This is a genomic window from Nonomuraea fuscirosea (assembly GCF_035917475.1).
In the GTDB taxonomy this organism is placed as follows: Bacteria; Actinomycetota; Actinomycetes; order Streptosporangiales; family Streptosporangiaceae; genus Nonomuraea; species Nonomuraea fuscirosea.
Genome location: NZ_CP109074.1, coordinates 10,386,386 through 10,410,265 on the forward strand (window position 1 = coordinate 10,386,386; position 23,880 = coordinate 10,410,265).

Annotated in this window: 25 protein-coding genes and 1 pseudogene; 9 read left to right on the forward strand and 17 right to left on the reverse strand. The window is 70.3% G+C overall.

What is annotated here, in order from left to right; all coding sequences use genetic code 11:
* Nucleotides 1-5: 5 nt before the first annotated feature.
* The 6 genes from OIE67_RS47700 to OIE67_RS47725 all read right to left on the reverse strand — a co-directional run bounded on the left by OIE67_RS47700 (nt 6) and on the right by OIE67_RS47725 (nt 7,141).
* Entirely contained in the window at nt 6-581 is a 576-nt protein-coding gene (locus OIE67_RS47700; RefSeq protein ID WP_326633073.1) for a ribose-5-phosphate isomerase, read from the reverse strand.
* Nucleotides 574-2,361, reverse strand: a complete 1,788-nt coding sequence (locus OIE67_RS47705) for a dihydroxyacetone kinase family protein (protein WP_326633075.1) — start codon at nt 2,359-2,361, stop codon at nt 574-576. Before OIE67_RS47705 ends, OIE67_RS47700 begins: the two co-directional genes overlap by 8 nt.
* 41 nt (nt 2,362-2,402) lie before the next feature.
* On the reverse strand, nt 2,403-3,425 hold the full coding sequence (locus OIE67_RS47710) for an NAD(P)-dependent alcohol dehydrogenase (RefSeq protein ID WP_326633076.1): 1,023 nt from the start codon (nt 3,423-3,425) through the stop codon (nt 2,403-2,405).
* A 66-nt stretch (nt 3,426-3,491) separates the two neighbouring features.
* Nucleotides 3,492-4,553, reverse strand: a complete 1,062-nt coding sequence (locus tag OIE67_RS47715) for a substrate-binding domain-containing protein (RefSeq protein ID WP_326633078.1) — start codon at nt 4,551-4,553, stop codon at nt 3,492-3,494.
* A 60-nt stretch (nt 4,554-4,613) separates the two neighbouring features.
* Nucleotides 4,614-5,621, reverse strand: a complete 1,008-nt coding sequence (locus OIE67_RS47720; RefSeq protein ID WP_326633080.1) for an ABC transporter permease — start codon at nt 5,619-5,621, stop codon at nt 4,614-4,616.
* Entirely contained in the window at nt 5,618-7,141 is a 1,524-nt protein-coding gene (locus OIE67_RS47725; protein WP_326633082.1) for a sugar ABC transporter ATP-binding protein, read from the reverse strand. Before OIE67_RS47725 ends, OIE67_RS47720 begins: the two co-directional genes overlap by 4 nt.
* Before the next feature lie 383 nt (nt 7,142-7,524).
* Here OIE67_RS47725 and OIE67_RS47730 point away from each other — a divergent pair, with 383 nt between their 5' ends.
* From OIE67_RS47730 to OIE67_RS47740, 3 genes are all read left to right on the forward strand, one after another.
* Nucleotides 7,525-8,310, forward strand: coding sequence for a DeoR/GlpR family DNA-binding transcription regulator (locus tag OIE67_RS47730; protein ID WP_326633084.1), 786 nt, complete (start codon nt 7,525-7,527; stop codon nt 8,308-8,310).
* A gap of 193 nt (nt 8,311-8,503) precedes the next feature.
* Complete coding sequence (locus OIE67_RS47735; protein ID WP_326633086.1) at nt 8,504-8,701, forward strand: hypothetical protein; 198 nt, start codon at nt 8,504-8,506, stop codon at nt 8,699-8,701.
* A 50-nt stretch (nt 8,702-8,751) separates the two neighbouring features.
* Nucleotides 8,752-9,378 carry a class I SAM-dependent methyltransferase gene (locus OIE67_RS47740; protein WP_326633088.1) on the forward strand — a complete coding sequence of 209 codons (627 nt, stop codon included), beginning with the start codon at nt 8,752-8,754 and terminating at the stop codon, nt 9,376-9,378.
* A 79-nt stretch (nt 9,379-9,457) separates the two neighbouring features.
* Here the strand turns inward: OIE67_RS47740 and OIE67_RS47745 are convergent, their stop codons facing one another.
* Nucleotides 9,458-10,009 (reverse strand): hypothetical protein, encoded by a 552-nt coding sequence (locus OIE67_RS47745; protein ID WP_326633090.1) that lies wholly within the window; start codon nt 10,007-10,009, stop codon nt 9,458-9,460.
* Nucleotides 10,010-10,064: 55 nt separating this feature from the next.
* On the opposite strand from OIE67_RS47745, the gene OIE67_RS47750 reads away from it, so the two are divergent.
* Nucleotides 10,065-10,556 carry an ATP-binding protein gene (locus tag OIE67_RS47750; RefSeq protein WP_326633092.1) on the forward strand — a complete coding sequence of 164 codons (492 nt, stop codon included), beginning with the start codon at nt 10,065-10,067 and terminating at the stop codon, nt 10,554-10,556.
* 165 nt (nt 10,557-10,721) lie between these two features.
* Here the strand turns inward: OIE67_RS47750 and OIE67_RS47755 are convergent, their stop codons facing one another.
* From OIE67_RS47755 to OIE67_RS47765, 3 genes and pseudogenes are all read right to left on the reverse strand, one after another.
* Nucleotides 10,722-11,132 carry a MerR family transcriptional regulator gene (locus OIE67_RS47755; RefSeq protein WP_326633094.1) on the reverse strand — a complete coding sequence of 137 codons (411 nt, stop codon included), beginning with the start codon at nt 11,130-11,132 and terminating at the stop codon, nt 10,722-10,724.
* A gap of 9 nt (nt 11,133-11,141) precedes the next feature.
* Entirely contained in the window at nt 11,142-11,918 is a 777-nt protein-coding gene (locus tag OIE67_RS47760; protein ID WP_326633096.1) for an SDR family NAD(P)-dependent oxidoreductase, read from the reverse strand.
* A gap of 145 nt (nt 11,919-12,063) precedes the next feature.
* Nucleotides 12,064-12,603 (reverse strand): annotated as a pseudogene (locus OIE67_RS47765) (IS5 family transposase); the annotation flags it as partial.
* 32 nt (nt 12,604-12,635) lie between these two features.
* On the opposite strand from OIE67_RS47765, the gene OIE67_RS47770 reads away from it, so the two are divergent.
* Nucleotides 12,636-13,367: an SDR family oxidoreductase gene (locus OIE67_RS47770; protein ID WP_326633098.1), complete on the forward strand. Its 732-nt coding sequence runs from the start codon at nt 12,636-12,638 to the stop codon at nt 13,365-13,367.
* 19 nt (nt 13,368-13,386) lie between these two features.
* Here the strand turns inward: OIE67_RS47770 and OIE67_RS47775 are convergent, their stop codons facing one another.
* From OIE67_RS47775 to OIE67_RS47800, 6 genes are all read right to left on the reverse strand, one after another.
* Entirely contained in the window at nt 13,387-13,764 is a 378-nt protein-coding gene (locus tag OIE67_RS47775) for a hypothetical protein (RefSeq protein WP_326633100.1), read from the reverse strand.
* A 57-nt stretch (nt 13,765-13,821) separates the two neighbouring features.
* Nucleotides 13,822-15,084: an MFS transporter gene (locus OIE67_RS47780; RefSeq protein ID WP_326633101.1), complete on the reverse strand. Its 1,263-nt coding sequence runs from the start codon at nt 15,082-15,084 to the stop codon at nt 13,822-13,824.
* 106 nt (nt 15,085-15,190) lie between these two features.
* Nucleotides 15,191-17,584, reverse strand: a complete 2,394-nt coding sequence (locus OIE67_RS47785; protein ID WP_326633103.1) for an excinuclease ABC subunit UvrA — start codon at nt 17,582-17,584, stop codon at nt 15,191-15,193.
* A 119-nt stretch (nt 17,585-17,703) separates the two neighbouring features.
* Nucleotides 17,704-18,111, reverse strand: coding sequence for a VOC family protein (locus OIE67_RS47790; protein WP_326633105.1), 408 nt, complete (start codon nt 18,109-18,111; stop codon nt 17,704-17,706).
* An 85-nt stretch (nt 18,112-18,196) separates the two neighbouring features.
* A complete protein-coding gene (locus tag OIE67_RS47795) occupies nt 18,197-18,733 on the reverse strand; it encodes a hypothetical protein (protein ID WP_326633107.1) in 537 nt (178 codons plus the stop codon).
* A gap of 27 nt (nt 18,734-18,760) precedes the next feature.
* Nucleotides 18,761-19,762: a 3-oxoacyl-ACP synthase III family protein gene (locus tag OIE67_RS47800; RefSeq protein WP_106252685.1), complete on the reverse strand. Its 1,002-nt coding sequence runs from the start codon at nt 19,760-19,762 to the stop codon at nt 18,761-18,763.
* Between the two features lie 205 nt (nt 19,763-19,967).
* Here OIE67_RS47800 and OIE67_RS47805 point away from each other — a divergent pair, with 205 nt between their 5' ends.
* Genes OIE67_RS47805 through OIE67_RS47815 form a run of 3 tightly spaced genes read left to right on the forward strand, consistent with a single transcriptional unit; the run spans nt 19,968 to nt 21,911 of the window.
* Nucleotides 19,968-20,219, forward strand: a complete 252-nt coding sequence (locus OIE67_RS47805; protein WP_326633110.1) for an acyl carrier protein — start codon at nt 19,968-19,970, stop codon at nt 20,217-20,219.
* Complete coding sequence (locus OIE67_RS47810) at nt 20,216-21,442, forward strand: beta-ketoacyl-[acyl-carrier-protein] synthase family protein (RefSeq protein ID WP_326633112.1); 1,227 nt, start codon at nt 20,216-20,218, stop codon at nt 21,440-21,442. The genes OIE67_RS47805 and OIE67_RS47810 overlap by 4 nt, the downstream gene beginning before the upstream one ends.
* Nucleotides 21,443-21,458: 16 nt before the next feature.
* Nucleotides 21,459-21,911 (forward strand): hypothetical protein, encoded by a 453-nt coding sequence (locus OIE67_RS47815; protein WP_326633114.1) that lies wholly within the window; start codon nt 21,459-21,461, stop codon nt 21,909-21,911.
* On the opposite strand, the gene OIE67_RS47820 is transcribed toward OIE67_RS47815, so the two are convergent.
* Entirely contained in the window at nt 21,908-22,132 is a 225-nt protein-coding gene (locus OIE67_RS47820) for a hypothetical protein (protein ID WP_326633115.1), read from the reverse strand. The two genes, OIE67_RS47815 and OIE67_RS47820, sit on opposite strands and share 4 nt — an antisense overlap.
* An 87-nt stretch (nt 22,133-22,219) precedes the next feature.
* Between OIE67_RS47820 and OIE67_RS47825 the strand changes: the two genes are divergently transcribed.
* Nucleotides 22,220-23,875, forward strand: a complete 1,656-nt coding sequence (locus tag OIE67_RS47825; RefSeq protein WP_326633117.1) for a fatty acid CoA ligase family protein — start codon at nt 22,220-22,222, stop codon at nt 23,873-23,875.
* Nucleotides 23,876-23,880: the final 5 nt, after the last annotated feature.

Below are 23,880 nucleotides of genomic sequence, written 5' to 3' on the forward strand. Positions count from 1 at the left end.
GTCACTTACTCCTCGCCGTCGGTTTGAGCGCTCCCCGTCGAGCGCGGTTCGGCGCTCAGCAGGGCCGTACGCACCAGCTCTTCCCCCTGCCGCAGGGTCTCGGCCTGGTCGGCCTGGTCGTGCCCCGCCTCGTAGTTCAGCAGGGTCCGTACCTTGGCCGCGGAGCTGGAGTTCTGGTCGAAGCGGTAGTCGAGCCATTCGCCGGCCAGGCGGCGGGCCAGTTCCAGTCCGACGACGCGCTGCCCGAAGCACAGGATCTGGGCGTTGTTGCTCAGCACGGACCGCTCGACGGAAAAGCTGTCGTGCGCCGTCACCGCGCGGATCCCGGGCACCTTGTTGGCGCTGATCGCGACGCCCAGCCCGGTGCCGCACACCAGCAACGCGCGGTCGGCCTCGCCGGCGGCCACCATGCGCGCCGCCATGACCGCGATGTGCGGATATGGCGTCGTGTCCTCGGCCCCGACCCCGATGTCGACGACCTTCTCCACCCGGTCGTCGTTCTCCAGATCGGCCTTCAGGACGTTCTTGTACTCCAGACCGGCGTCGTCGCAACCGACGATGATCCGCCACTTGTCAGGCATGACCCCCCAATTCCTTCGTGTCGTGCGACTCAGTGGCGAGCGACAGCACGCCCGAGACGGCGCGGGCGCACAGGGCGAGAGAGGTCGCCCCCGCGTCCGGGGTGCCGACACTGCGTTCGGCGAGCGGACGGGCCCGGCCGATCAGTGGCCGCAGGTCCGCGGTCGCGCGTGCGGCCGCCTCGCACACCTCGGTGGCCTCGCGCCAGGCGGCGGCCAGTTCCGTCCCGCCACCGACCCGTTCGGCGAGCGTGTCGGCGAACGGCCCGTACGCGTCGATCATGGTCTTGTCCCCCGGCCGCGCGCCGCCGAGGCGCTGGAGCGCGTCGAGTCCGGCCCGTACGGCCTCCGCCACGTCGGCGTCGGCGATCTCCTCGCGGTCGTCGCCCAGCCGCTCGCCGATGGCGCACAGAGCGGCGCCCCACAGGACGCCGGACGTGCCGCCCGCCCTGGCGGCCCACGCCTCGCCCGCCGCGACCAGCACTGACCGCGCGCCCGCTCCGGCGGCGAGCGCGTCCCCGGCGGCGGTGAGCGCCGCGGACGAGCCCTTGACCATGCCGCGTCCGTGGTCGCCGTCGCCGGCGACCGCGTCGATCCGGCCCAGTTCCTCCTCGGCCTCCGCCATGGCCGCCGCGACGGCCTCCAGTCCGGCGGCGGCGACCCGGGCGCAGGCGCGCGATCCCGGCGTGCCCGGTTTGACCGCCGTAACGGCCTCCGCCCGCTCGGAGGCGGTGTGCAGAGCCTGCGCGGACGTGGTCCGCCGGTCCGGCGTCGCCGTACGCGGCTCGATCCGGCCCCTCCGGTACGCCGGCGTGTCCGTCGGCGCGCACCACAATCGCTCCAGCTCCTCGTCGAGGAAGACGACGGTCAGCGAGCACCCGGCCATGTCCAGGCTGGTCACCAGCTCACCCACCTCCGGGGCGACGACCTGGAGCCCCTCATCCTTGAGGAGGGCGGCCACCGTGCGCCAGACGACGAACAGTTCCTCGTACTTGGTGGTGCCGAGGCCGTTCAGGATCGCGGTGACCCTGTCGCCGGACCCGGCGGGCTTCTCCGCCAGGACTCCGGACACCAGCCGCCGCGCCAGATCCGCGGCCCGCGGCAGCGCGTCCTCGCCCACGCCCGGCTCACCGTGGATGCCCAGACCGACGCCCATCCGCCCCGGAGGTACGGTGAACAGCGGCTCGGCCCCGCCGGGCATGGTGCACCCGCCGAAGGCGACGCCCAGGGTGCGGGTGCGGTCGTTGGCGTGCCGGGCGACCCGCTCGACCGCATCCAGGTCGTAGCCCGCCTCGGCGGCGGCGCCCGCGACCTTGAACACGACGAAGTCGCCGGCGATCCCGCGGCGGGTGTGGGCCTCCGACGGCGGCGCGCTGGCGATGTCGTCGGTGACGAACACGACGCGGGTGTCGATGCCCTCCTGGCACAGCCGCTGCTGGGCCAGGGTGAAGTTCATGACGTCCCCGGCGTAGTTGCCGGTGGAGAAGAGCAGGCCGGCGTCGCCCGCCGCCGCCTTGCCCACCGAGTACGCGTCCTGCGCCGACGGGGAGGTGAAGATGTTGCCGACGACGGCGCCGTCGGCGAATCCGGGCCCGACCACGCCGCAGAAGGCGGGGTAGTGCCCGGAGCCGCCGCCGACCACGACCGCGACCTTGCCCGGCGGGGTCTCAGTGGCTCGTACGACGCCGCCGGGCACACCCGCGACGCTGTTCTGGTGCACGTCCAGGAATCCGGCGAGCATGTCGTCGGCGAACGTGCTGGGATCGTCGTACAGACGAGTCATTGGTTGTTGTCCCCTTCGGTCTCGCCAGATCGTCCCTGTGGTCAGCGCTGCGGATTGATCACCGATTTGACGGCGAACGGGTCGCGCTCGCCGGCGAGCAGGGCCGCCTCGGAGTCGGCCAGCGCGAAGTGACCGGTGACGAGGGTGTCCACGTCGACCCGCCCGGATGCGGCGAGTGCGATGGCGGTGGGCCAGGTGTTCGCGTAGCGGAACGTGCCGGTGACCTCGATCTCGCGGCTCTGGAGGTGGGTGAGCGGCAACGGCAGCCCGTCATCGCCCATCCCCACCAGCACCGCGCGGCCCCCTCTTGCCAGCGTACGCAGGCCGTCGCCGGTGGCTCCGGGGTGGCCGGAGCATTCCAGCAGCACGGTGGGCTCGTAGCCCGCCTCACGCAGGGAGGTGTCGCCCACGTTGATCGTCGCGGTCGCGCCCAGGTCCTGGGCGAGTTTGAGCCGGTGCGGGTTGAGGTCGGCCACCACGATCTCGGTGGCGCCGTACGCACGGGCGCACTGCGTGGCGACCAGCCCGATCGGGCCGGCGCCGGTGATCAGGACCCGGCTGCCGGCGCCGACCTGCCCCTTGCGGTTGGCCCAGACGCCGACGGACAACGGTTCGAGCAGTGCCGCCGCATCGTCCGAGATGGTGTCCGGCACCGGATGCGCGAACGCCGCGTGCACGGTGACGTACTCGGCGAGGGAGCCGTCGAACGGCGGCGTGGCGAAGAACCGCATGTCCGGGCACAGGTTGTACCGCCCGGCGAGGCATTCGGCGCAGGTCAGGTCGGGCACGCCCGGCTCGACGGACACGCGCTGGCCGATCGGGGAGGCGTCCACGCCGGCGCCCACGCCGACGACGACACCTCCCGACTCGTGGCCGAGCACCATGGGTTGTTCCACCACGAAGTCGCCGATCCGGCCGTGCTGGTAGTAGTGCACGTCGGAGCCGCACACCCCCACCGCCGTGATCTTTACCAGCACCTCGCCGGGGCCCGGTTCCGGTACGGGACGCTCCTCGATGGCCAGTTGCTGGATTCCGCGCAGGACCGCTGCCTGCATCGTGGTCATGATGGTCTCCTCGGCTACGCGCTGCTCGGGCTGGTAGGTGGGTGCGGGCGAGAACCCGCACCCCGCTTATCCGGCCGTCTTCAGTTCTTCGTTGGCGATGTCGCCGGTCTTGAGGTTGGCCTCGATCAGCTCGGGCAGCTGGGCCAGGAACTCGTCCCGCTTGGTGACGACGTGCTCCATGTAGGTGTCCACGTTCTCGGGAGTGACCTGGGGCATCAGGTAGACGGGGTTCTTGTTGACCTGCTCGCCCCTGGCGATCTTGGCTGCCACGGCGAGTCCGGTGGCCAGCTCGACGGTGCCGTGCTGCAGGTTGGTACCGATGAAGTCGCCGCTCTTGACGGCGTTCAGGCCGTCCTCGATGCCGTCGACGCCGACGATCGGAATCTTGACGCCTGCCTCGCGGGTCGCCTGAAGAGCGCCCAGGCCCATGTCGTCGTTCTCCGCGACGATGCCGTCGATCTTGTCGCCAAAGCTGGACAGCCAGTTCTTCATCTTGTTGACGGCTTCGTCGCGCTTCCAGTTGGCCGTGTCCTTGGCCAGGATCTTGATGTCGGGGTGCTTGGCCAGCACGTTCTCGATGCCCTTGGTCCGGTCCAGTTCACCCGACTGGCCCAGCGGGCCCTGCAGCACGACGATGTTGCCCTTGCCGCCGAGCTTGTCGGCCATCATCTGCATTTCCTGCTCGCCGGCCTTGATGTCGTCGGGCAGCACGGTGCCGGCGAGGTCCTTGCTGGCGAGCCCGGCGTTGACGGCCAGGAACGGGATGTTCTTCGCCTTGGCCGAGGAGACCTGCGGGGCGAGCGAGTCCGCCTGCACCGGGACGACCATGATCGCGTCGACCCCGGCGTTGATGAACTGGTCGACCTGGTTGGCCTGCGTGCTGACGTCCAGGTTGGCCGAGTTCCACAGGACTTCGATGTTGTTCTTCTTGGCGTACGCGTCGATGCCGGCCTTGCCGGCGGTGATGAAGGACGACATGTCGTAGACGCTGATGCCGACGCGGATGCCGCCCGAGCCCGACGAATCCGCCTTGCCGGCATTGGCCGTGGGATCCCCGGCCCCACAGGCGGAGGCGGCCAGCATGGCCACGCTCACCGCCGCGATGCCGAATGCCTTTTTGATGCGCATGGAAGACTCCTTCGTACAAGGGGGGTTGTTCGCTGGTGGACGTGAGAGGCCCGACAGTGGTCAGACCCTGCGTTTGGCCGACCACACGTCGACCGTGACAGCGGCGACGATCAGGGCGCCCTTGATGACGCTCTGCCAGTACGCGGGCACCACGAGGATGTCCAAGCCGTTGTTGAGGGTCTGGATCAGGAACAGGCCGAGCGCGGTGCCGAGGATGCTGCCGCGGCCGCCGAGCAGGCTGGCGCCGCCGATGACGACGGCGGCGATGGCGTCGAGTTCGTAACCTTGGCCGAGATTGGGCGGGCCGGAGATGACCCGGGAGGCCAGCATGACGCCGGACAGGCCGGCGAGCAGGCCGCTCAGGGCGTAGACGCTGAACAGGATCCGGGTGGTCTTGATGCCGGCGATCTGCGCGGCGACGGGGTTGCCGCCCACCGCGTAGACGCGCATGCCGTACGAGGTCCGCTTCATGATCAGGGCCAGCGCGACGATGCCGACGATCATGACGATCACGGGGATCTGCAGGCCGAGGATCTGGTTGTTGGCGATCTCGCCGAAGTTTTCCGGCAGGCCGTTGATCGGCGCGCCCCCGCCGATGACGTACGCCAGCCCGGACGCCGTGGTGAGCATGCCGAGCGTGGCGATGAAGGGTGGCACGTTCACCTTGGAGACCAGCAACCCGTTGACCGCGCCGGCGGCGAGCCCGACGACCACCGCGACCAGGACCGACAACCACAGTCGTTCGGGATGGCCCTTGACCGTCGCCGCAGCGGCCATCGCGCTGAGCGCGATCACGCTGCCCACGGACAGGTCGATGCCGCCGGTGAGGATGACCAGCGTCTGTCCCAGCGCGATGAGGGCGAAGGGAGCTGCGGCGATGGCGATCGTCTGCAGGTTGTCCGGCGTGCCGAAGCGCGCGCTCCGGTAGCTGAAGTACGCGATGATCAACAGCATCACCACCACCATGGCGTGCCGGATCAACTGGTCGCGGACCCACGGTCCGGAGGGGCGCCAGGCCAGGAGCCCTGCGGCCGTTCGTCGTCGCGGCGCTGACTCCCGCGTGGTCATCGGCCGTCCTCCTTGCTCGCTGTCTTCATGGGTTGGGGTTCTTTCGGGGACGGCGGGTCGGCCGTGCCGCGGCTCAGGCCCGCGGCCAGCCGGAAGATCGAGTCCTGGACGTGCGGCGAGGACAACTCCTCGCGGCTCAGCTCGCCCGCGACCGCCCCGCCTCGCATGACGAGCGCGCGGTGCGACAGGCTGAGGATCTCCGGCATGTCGGAGGAGGCCATGACGACGGCCATCCCGGCGGCGGCCAGCTCGGTGATGATGCGGTAGATCTCGCTGCGGGCGCCGACGTCCACGCCCCGCGTCGGCTCGTCGAGCAGCAGGACGTTCACACGGCCGGTCAGCCAGCGCGCCAAGACCACCTTCTGCTGGTTTCCGCCCGACAAGGTGCCGACCTGCTGGGACAGGCCGCGGCTGCGCAGCTTCACCGAGTCCATCGCGGCGCCGACCTTTTTGGTGCGCTCGCGCTGCCGCAACCATCCGCCCAGGGTGAAACCGGAAAGGCGCGGCAGCGAGCCGTTGTCCAGCACGTTCATGGACAGCACGGCCCCGGCGCCCTTACGGTCCTCCGGAACCAGGGCCATGCCGCGGGCGATGGCGTCAGCGGGGGCGTTGCGTGCGACCTGCTTGCCGGCGACGGTGATGGCGCCCTCGGTGCTCCTGCGCACGCCGAAGATCGCCTCAAGCAGCTCGGTACGCCCGGCGCCGACGAGCCCGGCCAGCCCCAGGATCTCGCCGCGGCGCAGGGTGAGGTCCACCGGCCGCGGGTATCCGCTGACGTGCAGCCCGCTGACCTGCAGGGCGATCTCGTCGCCGGGCGGGTGCAGCGTGGGGAAGAAGTCCTGCAGCTCCCGCCCGATCATCGCGTGCACGATGTCGTCGTCGCTGATCTCGCCGATCGGCCGGTCCATGACCAGCCTTCCGTCGCGCAGAACGACCACATGGTCGGCCAGGGCGCGAATCTCCTCCATCTTGTGGGTGGTGTAGAGCATGGCGACGCCCTGCTCGCGCAGCTTGCCCACCACGGCGTACAGGCGTTCGACCTCGCGCTCGGAGATGGCGGAACTGGGCTCGTCCAGGAGGAGGACCTTCGCACCGCCGGTCGTGCTCTTCGCGATCTCCACGAGCTGGCGCAGGCCGACCGGCAGCCGCCGCATCGTGGCCTGCGGATCGATCTCGACGCCGAAGACGTCCAGGATCTCACGGGCCTTGCGGGCCATCGCGCGGCGGTCGAGCAGCCCGGCCCGGGTGCGGAGCTCCCGCCCGATGAACAGGTTCTCGTACACCTTCATGTCCATGATGGGCGCGAGCTCCTGGGGGATGATCGCGACACCATGCCGGTGGGCCGCCTGCGGGTCCCCCTGGGGCAACGGCTCGCCGCCCATCAGGACCTCGCCCCGGTCGGGCTTCACCTGACCGGAGGCGATCTTCATCATCGTCGACTTGCCGGCGCCGTTCTCACCCGCCAGCGCGGTCACGGAACCGGCCCTGAGAGTCAGGGAGACGCCCTTCAGCACGGGCACGCCGCCAAATGCCTTGGCCAGATCCCGGCATTCCAAAGCCACATCTTCCACGACTGATCTCCAGACCCTGGGCCTCGACGGCTCTGTGTGCGGCCAGGCTCGCTGCTCGGACGGTGACCGTCCCGCCACCTTCCGGTTCTTGAGCAGACCTGAGCTTGTTTCTTCGTGTGAACATCACACGAAGCGACATCACCATGTCAAGGGGATGTTGCCCATTCGTTACACCTGACAGGCAGTGGCGACAAAGGCCACATCACCCTGGTCGAGGCTATAGACCCCTTGCCAGACGGGCCTTGAAGTCCTCCGCCGCATCATCTATGGTTCACACGCCAGCAGCCGGATGTTGCCTTCAGCTGGGATCACGCGTGTGACAGTTGACATCATTGAACATCGAAGGAGACGGGGACGGCATGGTCGTCAGGAGCACCGTTAACCTCGAAAGCAGACGTCAGGCCCTCGCCGACCTGCTTTCGTCCAGCGGCAGCCTGCGCATTGAGGACTTGGCCGCCCGCTTCGAGGTCAGCACCATGACGATTCGCAGGGATCTGCAGGCGCTGGAGGACGAGGGCCTGGTGCGGCGGGTGCGCGGCGGCGCGGTCAGCTCGGCGCAGCCCTTCGAGGCACGCCGGACCCGCGCCGGGCGGGCGAAGGAGGAGATCGCGCGGAAGTTGGCCGGTCTGGTGCCTTCAGGCGGGGTCGGGATCTGCATGGACGCCTCCTCCACGCTGTGCGTCCTGGCCGGGGCGATGCCCCGCTCGGAAAACCTGTCCGTGGTCACCGACGGCATCGAGACCTTTCTGACCCTGTCCCGCGACCCGCGCGTGCACGCGTACCTGACCGGTGGCCAGAAGGACCCCAACGCCGGCAGCCTCATCGGCCCGGTCGCCTCCCTGGCGCTGAAGCAGTTCTCCTTCGCCCGCGCCTTCCTCTCGGCCGCCGCGGTGGACCCGCACTTCGGCACCAGCGAGTTCAGCGCCGAGGAGTGCGAGATCAAGCGGCTCATGGCCGAACTGTCGGACCACGTCGTCATGGCCGTGGACTCGCAGAAGCTCGGCACGGGGGCGGCCGCCCGCTGCCTGCCGTGGGACGGCATCGACCTGATGGTCACCGAACTGGACGTTTCCGACGACCGCCTCGACCCCTATCGCGACCACGTCGAACTCCTCTGACCTCGGCGGCGCTCCACACCGCGGGGTCCACGGAGTGGGGATGGTCGCTCCGCGGTATCGGTAGTGGACGATCGTGACGCTGGACGCGCCGCGGAAGGCCGCCGATCGGCTTATCGGGCAGGGGCGGAACGGGAGGCGGGTGGCTATTCTGGCCCTTCATGATCTCGTGCGGCTTCGATGTCGGAGATGGCCTGTGACTGATCGCGATCTGTTTGCATATGCGTTGTTAGCCGGCGCCATCGCGCTCGGTGTCGCCATTCTCGGCGTGATTTTCGGGGACGTGGCGCGAGAGCCTGGATTCGCGATCTCCTGTGCCCTGATCGGCATCGGGTTCATGGTCGGCGCTGTCGCTCTCGCTATTTACGAGCGGCGTGACAAGGGAGGCGCCTGACGGTTGCGGCGCACGCTCACGGCGCGGGGGTTGTGGTTCATCATGGGTTGGTGAGCGTGCGTTATGACGACGTGATCGGGGCCCTGCGGACGGCCTACGACGGGGGTGCCGAGCGGCGGGACGGCGCGGGCAAGCAGCGGTGGAAGCTGGCGGAGCGGGAAGCGTTCCTGCGCCGGGTCCTGGGCGACGGCGGCGGGCGGCTGCTGGAGATCGGTGCCGGGACGGGCCAGGACAGTGTGTTCTTCCGGGACAGCGGGCTGGACGTGGTCGCCGTCGATCTGTCGCCCGCGATGGTGTCGTTGTGCCGGGAGAAGGGCCTCGACGCCCATGTCATGGACTTTCTGCGGCTCGACTTCGCGCCGGAGTCGTTCGACGCGGCGTACGCGCTCAACTGCCTGCTGCACGTGCCCAACGGTGATCTGCCGGCGGTGCTGGAGGCCGTTCGGGGGCTGCTGCGGCCTGGTGGATTGTTCTTTCTCGGTGTGTACGGCGGCGGGTCGCTGCACGGAGAGGGGATCTTCGAAGGGGACGATCACCGGCCTCCCCGGTTCTTCTCCTTCCGTGGAGATGAGGAATTGCAGGAGTTCGCCGGGCGGGAATTCGAGATTGTGGACTTTCATGTCGTCGGAGCGGACGAGACGCGGTTCCAGTCGCTGACGTTGCGTCGATCCGGGTAGGGCGGCAGTGGAGGGGACGGGGTTCAGGGCCGACGTCGAGGACCGCCCGGTCCACTTCGCCGTTGACCGGCCTGGCGGCTTACTGGCAGTTCGGCTGACTGCCCGTGTACGTGGGGTCGCACATCTCGTCCTGGAAGCCCTGATAGTCCTGCGACTCGCCCGGGACCGAGGTGTCGACCTCGTCCACGTACTCCGTCGTCGGGTCTCTGTCGTAGACCGTGTTTTCGATCATCAGGGTGCACGAGGCCAGCAGAAGCAGTGCGGCCGCCAGCGCGCCCCAGAGGGTGAGGCGGCGGCGGGTTGCCTGGGTCAGGGGAGCCCGTGGGGGCGGGGGGTCGGACGGAGAGCGGTCCAGGAAGGACGGCTTGGGGGCGAAGCGCTCGAGGTCCGCGGCTGTGGGGATGCCGAGGATCGGTACGGGGGCGGGCCGCTCGGGTACGGGCTCGGGTTCGGGGCGAAGGACGGCGCGGATGATGGGGATGGTGGGCGGCGGTGGGGGGTGGGTGGCGGTGTTCCGGGTGAGATGCCGGGTACGTCGTACCGCCAGGAGTGCCACCAGGAGTGCCGCAGCCGCCGCGAGGACCGCTGTGATGGCGAGCCAGACTGTTCGGGAGGTTGATAATCGCCGCACGTCTGGCAGGGTATCCGGTTTCGGTCATCGTGGAGATCATGAGCGGTGGTAGGGAATGCGGGCGCTGGTTCTGACGGGGGCGCCGGCGGTGGGCAAGAGCACCGTGGGTCGTCTGGTCGCCACGGAACGGCCGTTGGCCGCCTTCATTGACGTCGACGACATTCGTCACCTGGTCGTGAGTGGGCATGCCGCGCCGTGGGAAGGCGCCGAAGGGCTGTGTCAGCGGCGGCTGGGGGTGCGGAACGGGTGCGCGGTGGCCGGGAACTTGCTGGCGGACGGCATCGACGTGGTGATCGCGGACGTGCTGACGGACGACACCGCTGCGTTGTATCGGGAGCTCCTGCCCGAGGTGCTGATCGTGGAGCTCGCGGTGGAGTTCGGTGAGGCGGAGCGGCGGGCGGGCACTCGGCCGGTGCACCTGACGCCTGGGGAGTTTCGTGAGTTGCATGAGCGGCAGGGCGAGTTCTCGGCGGGTGATGTTCGGGTGGATACGACGGGATTGTCCGTTCGAGATGCCGTTGCGCGGGTGCGGGGAATCTGGAGGTGAGGGCGGGTACCGCCATTCCGCGCCTCCCCTAGAGGGCCTGTACGGGGTTCGGATCTTTGGCCGGTACTGCATGCTGCGGATTCACAGGATGGCGCCGCCAGTCGGAGATCGATGAGGTGACGTTCTGGCGGTTGTCGGAGCGGAAGGCTGGATCCACGCCAAGGTCTAATTTCGCGCAGGGCGGGTGTAGGCGGGGTGACGAGCGATGGTGCCGAGCTGCTGCGGTGTCGCGCTGCCGGTCAGGGCCTGCACGAGCCGGTCTCGTACGGCGCTCAGCTCGGCGATCCGCTCGTCCAAGACCTCGATTTTTCTGGTCACCGCTTCCACACTGGGTGGACAAGTCGGTCCCAGTGAGACTTCGCCGTCGTCCAGGCAGGGCAGGAAGCCTCGTACGTCCTGGGCGGTGAAGCCGTTCGACAGCAAGAGCTGGATGTTGCGGACCTTGGTCACCGCGCTGCCGTCGTACTGCCGATACCCGTTGGAGGTCCGTTCCGGCTGCAGCAGACCCTGCTGTTCGTAATACCGTAAGGCCCGGACGGTGACGCCGCTCGCTCGCGCCAGCTCCCCGATCAGCACTGTCCCAGCTTATGCCTTTTGCCCCGCTGCCACGGAGAGGCCGCCGTCGACGCGAATCACCGTGCCGGTGAGGTACGCGGCCTCGGGGCGCGCCACGTTCACGATCCACCAGGCAATCTCAGCGGGCTGGGCGATGCGGCCGAGCGGGATGCGCTCAATGAGTCCCTCGCCTGCGGCGGCGATCTGCTCTTGGGTGAACCCGGCGTGGGCCAGCACGGGTGTGGCGGTAATGCCGGGCGCCACAGACACGACACGCACGCCCTTGGGTGCGAGCTCCACGGCCCAGGTGGCCGTCAGGAAGTCGAGAGCGACCTTGGTTGAGCCGTAGACCGAGTTGTCCGGCCAGCCGCCCCAGGGCGGATTAGAGGACACGTTCACGATCGTCCCCCTCACCGAGGCCAGATGCGGCAGGGTGGCCTGGGCCAGGAAGATGGGGGCGAGGAGATTAGTGGCGATCTGGTCTTCGGCGGTACGGCGATCGATCGTCCCGAGCGCGGCGGGCCGAGTGATCGCCGCATTGTTGACCAGAACATCAATTCGGCCCAGCCGCTGCATCGCCGCCTCGACGATCCGCTCGGGCCCATCGGCTGCTGCGCCGTCGGCGGCGAAAGCGCTGATCGAGGAGTATGCGGCAGCGGTCTCCTCCAGGCGCGCAGCGGTGCGACCGACGATGAGCACCTGCGCGCCCTCGGCGGCGAACTGGTGAGCCGTGGCTCGGCCGATCCCTGTGCCGGCTCCGGTGATGACCACACCTTTGCCTGCCAAGCTGCCCGAGATGCCGCTCATGAGTGTCCTCTCGTCGTAGGTAAGTGAACGTGAAGCTAAAGGCTGACCTGGGCGTCAAGGTCAAACGCGAAGCTCCATCCTGAGGATCTGAACGTCTCCCGCCCACCTGAGATCCGAAAACCAGGCCTGTACGGACTTCAGATCCTCAGAGCGGTTGAAGGCTTCGAATCCACAAAATGACCCCTCGTAAATGAAGGCCGGCGAGGTAGCTGTCGGGAGTCTTGTCAAAGCGGAAGGCCAGCCCTCGCCACTCCTTGATCCGATTGATGCACCGTTCCACCGTGGTCCGCTGCTTGTAGAGGTCTGGATCACGACTGACCGGGCGACCCCCGCGAGATCCGCGCTTCTTGCGGTTGGCCGCCTGATCGAACTTCTCCGGAATGACCGCCTTGATGCCGCGCCCGCGCAGATAGGAGCGGTTGGCGCGGGAGGAGTAGGCCTTATCGGCGGCCACCGCACCCGGCCGGGTGCGAGGCCAGCCCACCGGCAGGCGGATCTTGATACGGGACAGGACGGCATGAAACTGTGGACTGTCTCCTGCCTGACCCGGGGTCAGGACGAAGGACAACGGCCGGCATCGCCAGTCGGTGGCCAGATGGACCTTGCGGGTCAGCCCGCCCCGCGAACGGCCCAGATTGGCTGCCTTCAGTCGGAGCCGGTGGCGCAGTCGAGACGAATCCCTCTGATTTCAACTCCGTACAGGCTCTAGGAGCGTTCATGAGCACCGTCGCTTTGATCACCGGTGCGGCGAGTGGCATCGGGGCCGCCGTGGCGCGGCGGCTGGCCGCGGGCGGGGCCGACTGCGTGCTGGTCGATCGGGACGCCGAGGGCGTCGAGCGGGTCGGCAAGGAGGTCGGTGGCGCGTGGCTGGTCGGCGACGTCAGCTCCGAGGAGACGTCCGTACGGGCCGTGGCGCTGGCCGATGAACGCTATGGGCGCCTGGATCTCGTGCACCTGAACGCCGGCACCAACGGTGGTGTCGACTTCTCCGCGTTCGACCCGGAGCGCTACCGGACGGTGATGGGGATCAACGCCGACTCCGTCGTCTATGGCGTGGCGGCCGCCCTTCCGCTGCTCAAGCGCTCCGGCGGTGGCTCGATCGTGGTCACGTCGTCGATGGCGGGGCTGGTCGGGTTCGGCCCGGATCCGATCTACTCGATGAGCAAGCATGCCGTGATCGGTCTGGTCAGGGCGCTGGTGGAGCCGCTGGCCGCGGCGCGGGTCAGGATCGGCGCTGTCTGTCCTGGTTTCACTGATACGCCGTTGATCGCGCCCGCCAAGGACTTCCTGGTGGCGGCCGGGTTGCCGATGCTGACCGCCGATGAGGTGGCGGCTGCGGTGGACGGGCTGTTCCGGGAGGAGTCGTCCGGGACGGTGCTGGTGGTGCAGAGCGGGATGGAGCCGGCGCCGTACCGGCACGCGGATCTTCCGGGGATGGGTGGCGGCTGACGGCGGGGCTGTGGTTAGCTCAGCTTGCGGGGCGGTCGCGGTGGGTGCGGCGGCGGGAGATGCCGTAGAGGCCGCCGGCCAGGCAGAGGCCCACGATGGCGATGAGGCGGATCACGTCGGGGCCGCCGGTGACGGCCAGCTCGCCGGTGGGCGGGATGAGGAAGCCGGTGGCCAGCGCCCAGGCCGAGACGCCTGTCACCGTGGCGGCCCACAGGTCGGCGGCGGCCAGCGCGTACCCGCATCCGGCCAGGCCCATCACGAAGAATCGCAGCTCGAACTGGGCGGCGGGGATCAGCACCGCGGTGATCGCGCAGGCCGCGACCGCCACGAAGAAGCCGATGCCGATCAGGAGTTCGGTGGGGCGCGAAGTGGCGGGTCTGAGGCTGCGGAGGGGCATGAATCCCCATTCAAGGGTGAGATGGTCGTCAGGGCAAGCGATCCGGGCGCCTGGTAATCAGGGGGTCGGGTTCCTTCGGCGGCTGGACACGAGGAGGAGTGCGCAGGCGACTAGGCCGACGGCCACGGTGGCGAGGCCCGAGCTGCCGAGGGTCGGGCGGGGGCCCAGGGCCGAGGTGAGGGGTCCGCCGAGTGCGGTGCCGAGCGGTGACGCGGTGAGCAGCACCGCGCTGCGGGCGGCGAGCATCGCGGTCAGATGCTGCGGGGGCGCCTTCGTCTGCATGAGCGTCACCGAGAGCGCCACGAACGGGCCGTAGATCGCGCCGCCGATCGCGAAGCCGGCGATGGTGACGATGACCGGTACGTCGAACCAGAACGGCAGCAGGCAGAGGCCCCAGCCGATCACCACGCCGATCGTCACGGGCCAGAGCGGCAACTGCCGCAGCGCGCCGGTCGCGAGGCCGCCGAGCAGCGCGCCGATGCCGAACAACATCCAGTAGAGGCCCAGCAGGGTGCCGGGCGCGTGCAGGTCGTCGGTCACGTGGAGCGGCAGGGCCACCTCGACCGGGCCGTACAGGAAGTTGAAGCACCAGGTGAGGGCGAGCAGGCCGAACAGTTCGGGGTGGGAGCGCAGCAACGCGAGCCCGCCCCGGGCGGCCGTCTGATCGACGGGTGACACGTGGGCGTCGGGGTCCGGCTCGGGCAGCCGGGTGCGTACGACGAGCACGGCGAGGAACACGTACGTCAGCGCGTCCAGGCCGAGGACGAGGGCCGAGTCGACGTACGTCACCAGCACGCCGGCGATGGCGGGACCGGCGATCGTGGCGGCGAAGCCGAGCGAGCTGATCAGGGTGTTGGCGGCCAGCCGCTGCTCCCCCGGCAGCAGCTCGGCCAGCATGGTGTATTTGCCCGCGTTGCCCCATGCGTGCAGCAGGGACGAAAGGGCGAGCAGCGTGACGTACAGGGGCAGACTGAGCAGGTCGGCCAGCCAGAACAGCGGCACGGCGCCGAGGAGGACCCCGCGCACCGCGTTGTCGGCGAGCAGCAGCCGCCTGGCGGGCACGCGGCGCAGGAGGCGGCCGAACGCCAGCGCCCCGGCCACCCCCGGCAGCGTGTACGCGGCCACCGCGGCGCCCACCCACAGACCCGCGCTCCCCTGAGGCGCGAGCTCGATGGCGAGCCAGGCGACGGCGACGAAGCTCATGCCGTCGCCGAGGTAGGAGACGCCGAAACCGAGGATGAGCCGCCGGAACACCCGGTTGGCGAGTACGGGACGGTAGGCGGACGGAACGCGGATCAGGCGCATCGGCGGCTCAGGCACCAGGGTGAGGATGGGGGTTATCGGGCGTGCTCGGGTGGTGGACGACGAGACGGTGCATCGGGCGGGTCAACCGCTCAAGGAACCAGCGGCTCAAGCGCCCGGCGGATCAGGCGCCGACGTACGCGGCGAGGTGTTCGCCGGTGAGGGTGGAGCGGGTGGCGACGAGGCCGGCGGGGGTGCCTTCGAAGACGATCCGGCCGCCGTCGTGCCCAGCGCCGGGACCGAGGTCGATGATCCAGTCGGCGTGCGCCATGACCGCCTGGTGATGCTCGATCACGATGACCGACTTGCCGGCGTCCACGAGCCGGTCGAGCAGGCGGAGCAGTTGTTCGACGTCGGCGAGGTGGAGGCCGGCGGTGGGCTCGTCGAGGATGTAGACGCCGCCGCGCTCGGCCATGTGGGTGGCCAGCTTGAGCCGCTGCCGCTCGCCGCCGGACAGCGTGGTGAGCGGCTGCCCGAGGGTCAGGTAGCCGAGCCCGACGTCGCTGAGCCGGTCGAGGATGGCGTGCGCGGCCGGGGTGCGCGCCTCCCCCGCGCCGAAGAACTCCGTGGCCTCGTCGACCGACATGGCCAGCACCTGGCTGATGTCGCGCCCGCCGAGGTGGTGGTCGAGCACCGAGGCCTCGAACCGCTTGCCCTCGCAGTCCTCGCAGGTGGTGCTCATGCCGGCCATCATGCCGAGGTCGGTGTAGATGACGCCGGCGCCGTTGCAGCCGGGGCAGGCGCCCTCGGAGTTGGCGCTGAACAGGGCCGGCTTCACGCCGTTGGCCTTGGCGAACGCCTTGCGGATCGGGTCGAGCAGCCCGGTGTAGGTGGCCGGGTTGCTGCGCCGCGAGCCGCGGATCGCGCTCTGGTCGATCGAGATCACGCCCGCGCCGGCCGGGACGGACCCGTGGATGAGCGAGCTCTTGCCGCTGCCGGCCACGCCGGTGACGACGACGAGCACGCCGAGCGGGATGTCGACGTCGACGTTCTTCAGGTTGTGCGTCGTCGCGCCGCGGATCTCCAGCGCGCCGGTGGACGTGCGCGTCTTCTCCTTGAGCGTGGCGCGGTCGTCGAGGTGGTGGCCGGTGATGGTGTCGCTGGCGCGCAGCCCTTCGACGGTGCCTTCGAAGCAGACGGTGCCGCCCGCCGTGCCGGCGCCGGGGCCGAGGTCGACGACGTGGTCGGCGATGGCGATCGTCTCCGGCTTGTGCTCCACGACGAGCACCGTGTTGCCCTTGTCGCGCAGGCGCAGCAGCAGGTCGTTCATCCGCTGGATGTCGTGGGGGTGCAGCCCGATGGTGGGCTCGTCGAAGACGTAGGTGGTGTCGGTGAGTGAGGAGCCGAGGTGGCGGATCATCTTGACGCGCTGCGCCTCGCCGCCCGACAGCGTGCCGGAGGCGCGGTCGAGGGAGAGGTAGCCGAGCCCGATCTCCACGAACGAGTCGAGGGTGTGCAGCAGCTTGCCGAGCAGCGGCGCGACCGACGGCTCATCGAGGCCGCGGATCCACGCGGCGAGGTCGGTGATCTGCATGGCGCAGGCCTCGGCGATGTTGACGCCGCCGATGCGGGAGGAGCGGGCCTCCTCGCTGAGCCGGGTGCCGTCGCAGCCGGGGCAGGTGGTGAACGTGACCGCCCGGTCCACGAAGGCCCGGATGTGCGGCTGCATCGACTCGCGGTCCTTGGCCAGGAACGTCTTCCTGATCTTCGGGATCAGCCCCTCGTAGGTGAGGTTGACGCCGTCGACCTTGACCTTCACCGGGTCCTTGTAGAGGAAGTCCTGGAGCTCCTGCTCGGTGTACTCGCGGATCGGCTTGTCCGGGTCGACGAAGCCGGACTCGGCGTAGACGCGCACGGTCCAGAAGCTGTCGGACTTCCAGCCGGGGATGGTGAACGCGCCCTCCGTGAGCGACTTGGAGTCGTCGTAGAGCTGGGTGAGGTCGAGGTCGGAGACCGCGCCGCGGCCCTCGCAGGTCGGGCACATGCCGCCGATCCGGGTGAAGCTGGCCCTCTCCGTCTTGCGGTTGCCGCGTTCGACGGTGATCGCGCCCTTCGCGCGTACGGTGGGCACGTTGAAGGAGAAGGCCTGCGGCGAGCCGATGTGCGGCTGCCCGATCCGGCTGAACAGGATGCGCAGCATCGCGTTGGCGTCGGTGGCGGTGCCGACGGTGGAGCGCGGGTCGGAGCCCATCCGCTGCTGGTCGACCAGGATGGCGGTGGTCAGCCCGTCGAGCACGTCGACCTCGGGCCGCGCCATCGTCGGCATGAAGCCCTGGACGAAGGCGCTGTAGGTCTCGTTGATCAGCCGCTGCGACTCGGCCGCGATCGTGCCGAACACCAGGGAGCTCTTGCCCGACCCGGAGACACCGGTGAACACCGTGAGGCGGCGCTTGGGGAGCTCGACGCTGACGTCCTTGAGGTTGTTCACGCGGGCGCCGTGCACACGGATCAGGCCGTGGCTGTCGGCGACGTGCTGCTCGGACGCCTGCTGCGGGTCCGTCCTCGGGGGCGTGGTCATCGTCTCTCCATCGTGTCGGGGGCTGTCTCCGCCGGTGCTAGCTCGAATTTAACCAGCTATGTGCGGTATGTCCGTTTGTCTCCCGTCCCCGCCGAGGAGCGGGGACGGGGACCGGCTGCTCACTTGTCCTGCAGCAGCCCGAGGACGTTACCGTCCGGGTCGGTGAACGTGGCCACCACACGGCTGCCGCCCACGTTGCGCGGGGCCGACTTCACGGTGGCGCCGGCCGCGGTCACCTCGGCGAGTTTGGCCTCGATGTCGTCGACCTGCCAGTAGACCGTGGGCGAGGACAGGTCCTCCGTCTTGCCGCCCGGCACCAGCCCGATGTGCTGGCCGTCGGCCTCGAAGCCGACGTAGTAGGGGTCGTCGGTCTGCGGCTGGAAGCCGAGCAGCGCGGCGTAGACCGCCTTGGCCGCCTGGATGTCGGACACGGGGTGCAGCACGGTCTTGATGCCGTGGGTGGAGGTCATGCTCGCTCCTGGAGTCGTGGGGTCGCCGGCCCGGAAACGGTGATCCGGGCTGCTCATGACCATCACGCTAGGGGCGGTGCCAGGGGTGGCGCTTCTCGAATCCTGCTCGCTTCCCGACGGGCCTCTCGCGAGGTCCGTACGCTCAGAGTGAGAACGTCATCGTGCCCGCGCCGTGCACGCTGGTGATCCCCCGGGTGGCGCAGGTGCTGACGTCCGAGGTCGGGGTCGCGGTGCCGGCGGTACGGGCGCCGGCCAGCGGCCCCTTGGTGATCGTGCCGCTGAGCAGCATGTCGCCGGGGTTGTGGCTGCGTACCTGGGCGAGCGCCGGGCGCAGGGTGGACACGCCCGCCGCACCGCCGTCCGCTCCGTACCAGGTGATGTGGCCCTTGCCGCGGATGTTCTGCACGCCGGTGCAGAAGGCGCGGCCGGTTCCGTGGACGGTCAGGCGGCCGGAGCGCAGGTTCGCCGCGGCCGGCGCGGTGGAGGAGCAACCGGTGAGGACGAGCGTCCCCTGGGCGGTGACCGCACGCGGGAGGAAGCCCACGGCCGGCGTGAACGTCACCGGCTGCCCGGCCGCGGTGCTGATCCGGCAGGTCAGGACGGTCTGCGCGGCGTGCGCGGCCATCGGCGGAGTGGTCGCGGCCACGCAGACGGCGGCGGCGAACAGGATCTTGGACATGTGTGTGCTCCTCGGTACGGGTGGTGGCTACCAGCGCAGCAGTACGGTCCCGGCGCTCACCCCGCTGGCCAGCCCCACCAGGGCGACCAGGTCGCCGCGCTGCACGCGGCCGGCCCGGAGCGCCTGGTGCAACTGCGCCGGCAGGCTGGAGGCGACCAGGTTGCCGTGCTCGACGATCGTCACCTCGACCTTGTCGAGCGGGATCCCGGCCAGCTCGCAGAGCATGTGCAGGGACGCCAGCGAGGCCTGGTGCACGCAGATCGCGGCCAGGTCGTCCCATTCGAGCCCGCGCTCGGTCAGCGGCCCGGTCAGCGCGGAGTGGTCGAGCTTGCGCACGCCGACGGCCAGGTCCACGAAGTCGACCCGGAAGGGGGCCACCTCGAAGCCGCCCTCGGGGGCCGGCGTGATCGGCATGACGGCGGCCGGCCAGTGGCTGGAGTTCGCGCAGAAGCGGTGGGCGACGACGCCGGGTGCGCCGGCGGCCTGCAGCAGCAGGGCCGTGCCCGAGTCGGAGACGGTGTAGGAGGGGATGGCGGCGACGAATTCGTCGCCCGAGCTCACCCGCCAGCGGATGGAGGAGGTCGCGATCTCGCCGCAGGCGATGAGGATCGTGCGGTAGTGGCCGGCGGCGATGAGCGCGTCGGCCAGCTCGATCGCGTTCAGCACGCTGTTGCAGGCGTTGCGCACGTCGAACACCGGGCAGCCGGCGCCCAGCTCGGCGGCGACCATGTGCGCGGTGGCGGGTTCGACGGCGTCGCAGCTCACCCCGGCGTAGATGATCAGGTCGAGGGACGGCGCGGCCAGACCGGTCTCCTCCAGCAGCTCGCGCGCTGCGGCCACGGCCATCGTGGCGGCCGTCTGCCCTGGGGCGGCCAGGTGCCGCCGCCGTACGCCGGTGGCCTGCTCGATGAGGCCGCGCGGGATGTGCACGCCGGGGTTGCGCTCGGCCAGCCCGTCCTCCAGCTCGGCGGTGGTCATGCTCCGCTCGGGCAGATGCACGGCCACCCCGGCCACGTGCGCGTAGTTCATGCTCATCCCCCTCGTGTCCCCGTTTCGGGTCCCCGTGCGGCCACGATAGGGAGAGGGCCTGATCGCGGACGGCGTGCGAATCGCCGCACCGGCAAACTTGATCAATTCCTTAACGGGTGGCGTCGCGTCACAAGTGATCATCTTTCGTGCCATCAGCGAGGCTGGGCGACACAACGGTCAGCACGCACGGCGGAAGGAACCGGACATGAGCGACGAGGAGATCATGACGTTGGTGCTCGAGCGCTGCGCGAGCATCCTCAAGGTCGACCCGAGCAGGGTCACCGAGGACGCGCGGCTGCGGGAGGACCTGGAGGCCGACAGCCTCGACCTGGCCGAGCTCCACGTCGTCCTGGAGGAGGAGTGGGGAACGATGCCGCGCGAGGCGCTGGCCGACGTGCGGACCGTGGGCGACGTCGTGGCGCGCGCCCGCGAGCTGGTCGCGGAGCGCACGGGATGAGGTCGCGCGAGCGGATCGCCGTCACCGGCATGGGCGTGCGCACGCCCGCCGGCTCGCGGCTCAAGGAACTGTGGAACGCGCTGCTGTCCGGGCAGTCCACCGCTCGGCGCATCACCTCCTTCGACACCACCGGGATCGGCACCGACTTCGCCTGCCAGATCCACGACCTGGACGTCACGGACTACCTGACGCCCAAACAGGCCGCCCGGATGGACCGCGTGACCCAGCTCGGGGTGTGCGCGGCGGCCGACGCGCTGGGCGACGCCGGGAACGTACGGGTGTCGGCCGAGCGGCAGGCGGTCGTGACCGGCAGCGGCTTCGGCGGCACCCTGACGTACGAGAACGCCCTGCTGGACGCCGTGGGCCCGGGTCGCGGGAATCCCGGGCCGCTGCACGTGCCGATGGTCATGCCGAACGCCCTGGCCGCCGCGATCAGCATCCGCCACCGGATCCTCGGCCCCAGCCTGTCGGTGGCCACCGCGTGCGCGTCCGGCGCCCATGCCGTCGCCGAGGCGGCCCGGCTGCTGCGCGACGGCACCGCCGACGTGGTGGTCGCCGGGGGCGCGGAGGCGTGCGTCACGCCGACCGTGATGCTGGCCTTCCACCGCTGCCGCGCCCTCTCCGAACGCAACGAGGCCCCGGAACTGGCCAGCAGGCCCTTCGACCGCGACCGCGACGGGTTCGTGCTGGCCGAGGGCGCCGCGTTCCTCGTCCTCGAGAACCTGGAGCACGCGCTGGCCCGCGACGCCCACGTCTACGCCGAGCTGACCGGCTGCGGGCTCTCCTCCGACGCCCACCACATCACCGCGCCGCCCGCGCAGGGCGACGGCGCCGCCCGCTGCATGCGCGCCGCGCTCGCCGACGCCGGGCTCGGCCCGGAGGAGATCACGCACGTCAACGCGCACGGCAGCGGCACTCCGCTCAACGACCTGGCCGAGGCCCAGGCGATCAGCGCGGTGTTCGGGCCCGGCGCGGTGCCGGTGACCTCCACCAAGGGCATCACCGGGCACGCCATCGGGGCCGCCGGGGCGATCGAGGCCGTGGCCGCCGTCCTGGCGCTCAACGAACGGGCGGTCCCGCCCACGGCGAACCTCCGGACGCTCGATCCCGAGTGCGCCGTCGACGTCGTCGCCCAGGTGCGGCCGATGGCTGCTGGGCCGGTGATGTCCAACTCGTTCGGGTTCGGCGGGCACAACGCCACCCTGATCTTCGCGCCGGTCTGATTCTGAGGAGAGCTTCATGCGCGTTATCGCCGCCGCCTGCTGTGCCGCCTTCTGCTGCGCCGTTCTGCCGGGCGCTCCGGCTGCCGCCGACGATCCGGACTCCGTGGTTCCTCTGGAGCCCGCGCCGGTCGGTGGGGATGTGCTGGGCAAGTTCTGCATCAGCGTTCCCGTGAACACGCTGGCCCAGGCTTTCGCCGCCTTCTTCGGCATGGCCGGGAGCGGTGGCGGGGCGGTTGCCGGTGCACCCGCCGGGGTTCAATCTGCGGCATCGTCCGGGGCACAGGCCGGGACCCCGTCCGGAGCGCTGCCCGCGAGCGCTCTCGTTCCGGCCCAGGTGCCGGCTGCGGTGCCGGTGACCCTCTCGCCCGCCGGTACGCAGTCGCTCGCGGGCGTTCCGCTGATGGCGCAGCTTCTCATGAGTGCGGGCCTGCCGAAGGACCTGACCATCCTCGAAGCCGTGCCCTGCTAGGCGAGCCCGCCCACCGGCGAGTTGTTGTACAGGCCGCCGACGCAGACCAGGCGGCTGGCGCTGGCGGCGCTGGGGAGGACTATGCCGGCTCCCAGCACGCAGTCGATCGCGGTCACGGTGCCCGGCACGGGTGCGGCGGCGGCCTGGGCCTGGCCCGCGGCGGCCAGCGACAGCACGGCTCCCGCGGCTCCTGTGACGATTGCGGCGACAAGTCGGCGCATGGCTACTCCTATCACTCTTAGTTATATTTCACTACAGATAGTTACCGCATAGTGGATCAGCCAAAACGCTTGGAGGAGGTGGCATCGGTGGGTTCAGGGCTCTTCGACGTCGTGGCGATGACCGAGCGATGGGTGCACACCCGTCCCGACGCCGTCGCCTGCCACATCGACGGACGCCGTCACGCCGAGACGCTCACGTACGCGGAGCTGAACGAGCTCATCGACCGGACCGCGCGGGCCCTGGCGGGCGCCGGGGTGGGCGCGGGGACGAGGACCGCGGTCCTGGTGCCGCCGGGGCGGGAGCTGGTGGCGGTGGTCATGGCGCTGTTCCGGCTGCGGGCGGTGCCGATCCTGGTCGATCCCGGGCTCGGGGCGCGGGCCATGGGGGCGTGCTTCGCCGAGGCGGCTCCCGAGGCGTTCGTCGGGGTGCCGCGCGCTCACCTGGCGCGGGTCCTGCTGGGGTGGGGGCGGGGCAGCGTACGTACGACGGTGGCGGTGCGCTCGCACGGCCGGTGGCCTGCGGCCGAACCCGACTCGGTGCGGTCGTCCGCGGCGGAGCTCGACATGACCGTCGCGGTGCGGTCGCCTGCGGTGGAAGCCGGGGCGGGTGGTGCCGAGGAGCCGGCGTTGATCGCCTTCACCTCCGGGTCCACAGGGCCGCCCAAAGGGGTGCCTTTCCGGCAGCGGCACCTGGCCGGTCAGACCGAGTTGCTGGCCCGGCTCGGGGCGCTCACGCCCGGTGCCGTCGTCTACTCGACCTTCCTGCCGTTCGCGCTGGCCGCGCCGTCGATGGGCTGCGGCTCGGTCGTCCCCCGGCTCGACCCGCGGCATCCGGAACGGAGCGACCCGGCCGTCATGGCCGGCTCCATCGCCGCCCACGGCGTCACCGGCCTGTTCGCCGCGCCCGCGCTGCTGGACCGGCTCGCCCGTCACTGCGTCGAACGCGACCTGCGCCTCGGCACCGTCGAGACCGTGCTCACCGCGGGCGCGCCGCTGCCCTACTCCGTGCTCCAGCGCGCCCAGCGGTGTCTGCCCGCCCACGCCGAGGTGCGCTCGGTGTACGGGTCGACCGAGTGCCTGCTGGTGAGCGCGGCGGACGCGGCCGAGCTGACCGCGACGGCCCCGGCGACCGCGCACGGCGCGGGCACCTGCCTGGGGACGCCGCTGCCGGGCAACCGGGTACGCGTCATCGCCGTCACCGACGACGCCATCCCGGAGTGGTCGGACGACCTGCTGGTCCCGCCGGGAACGGTGGGGGAGATCACCGTGGCGGGACCGGCGGTGAGCGACCCCTACCTCGGCCGTCCTCATGACACGGCCCTCGCGCGCCTCGCGGACGAGGGCGGGCCCGTGCACCGCATGGGAGATCTGGGCCGGCTGGACGAGCAGGGGCGGCTGTGGTTCGCCGGTCGTAAGAGTGAGCGGGTGCGTACCGCGGACGGTGATCTCTACACCGATCAGGTCGAACCCGTCTTCAACGGGCTGGCGGGTGTGCGCCGTACCGCGCTGGTCGGCGTGGGCCCGGCGGGGGCCCAGATTCCCGTGCTCTGCGTGGAGTGCGAGCCCGGCACGTCGCGGCGCGAGCGGCGCGAGATCGTGGAACGGGTTCGCGCGCACGGCCCCGACCTGAGCGAGGTGCTGCCGCACCGGGGGTTCCCGATGGACGTCAGGCACGCCAGCAAGATCCGCCGGCCGCTGCTGGCCCGGTGGGCGGCGCGCGAGCTGGGCCGGGGCGGGCGATGAGGGTC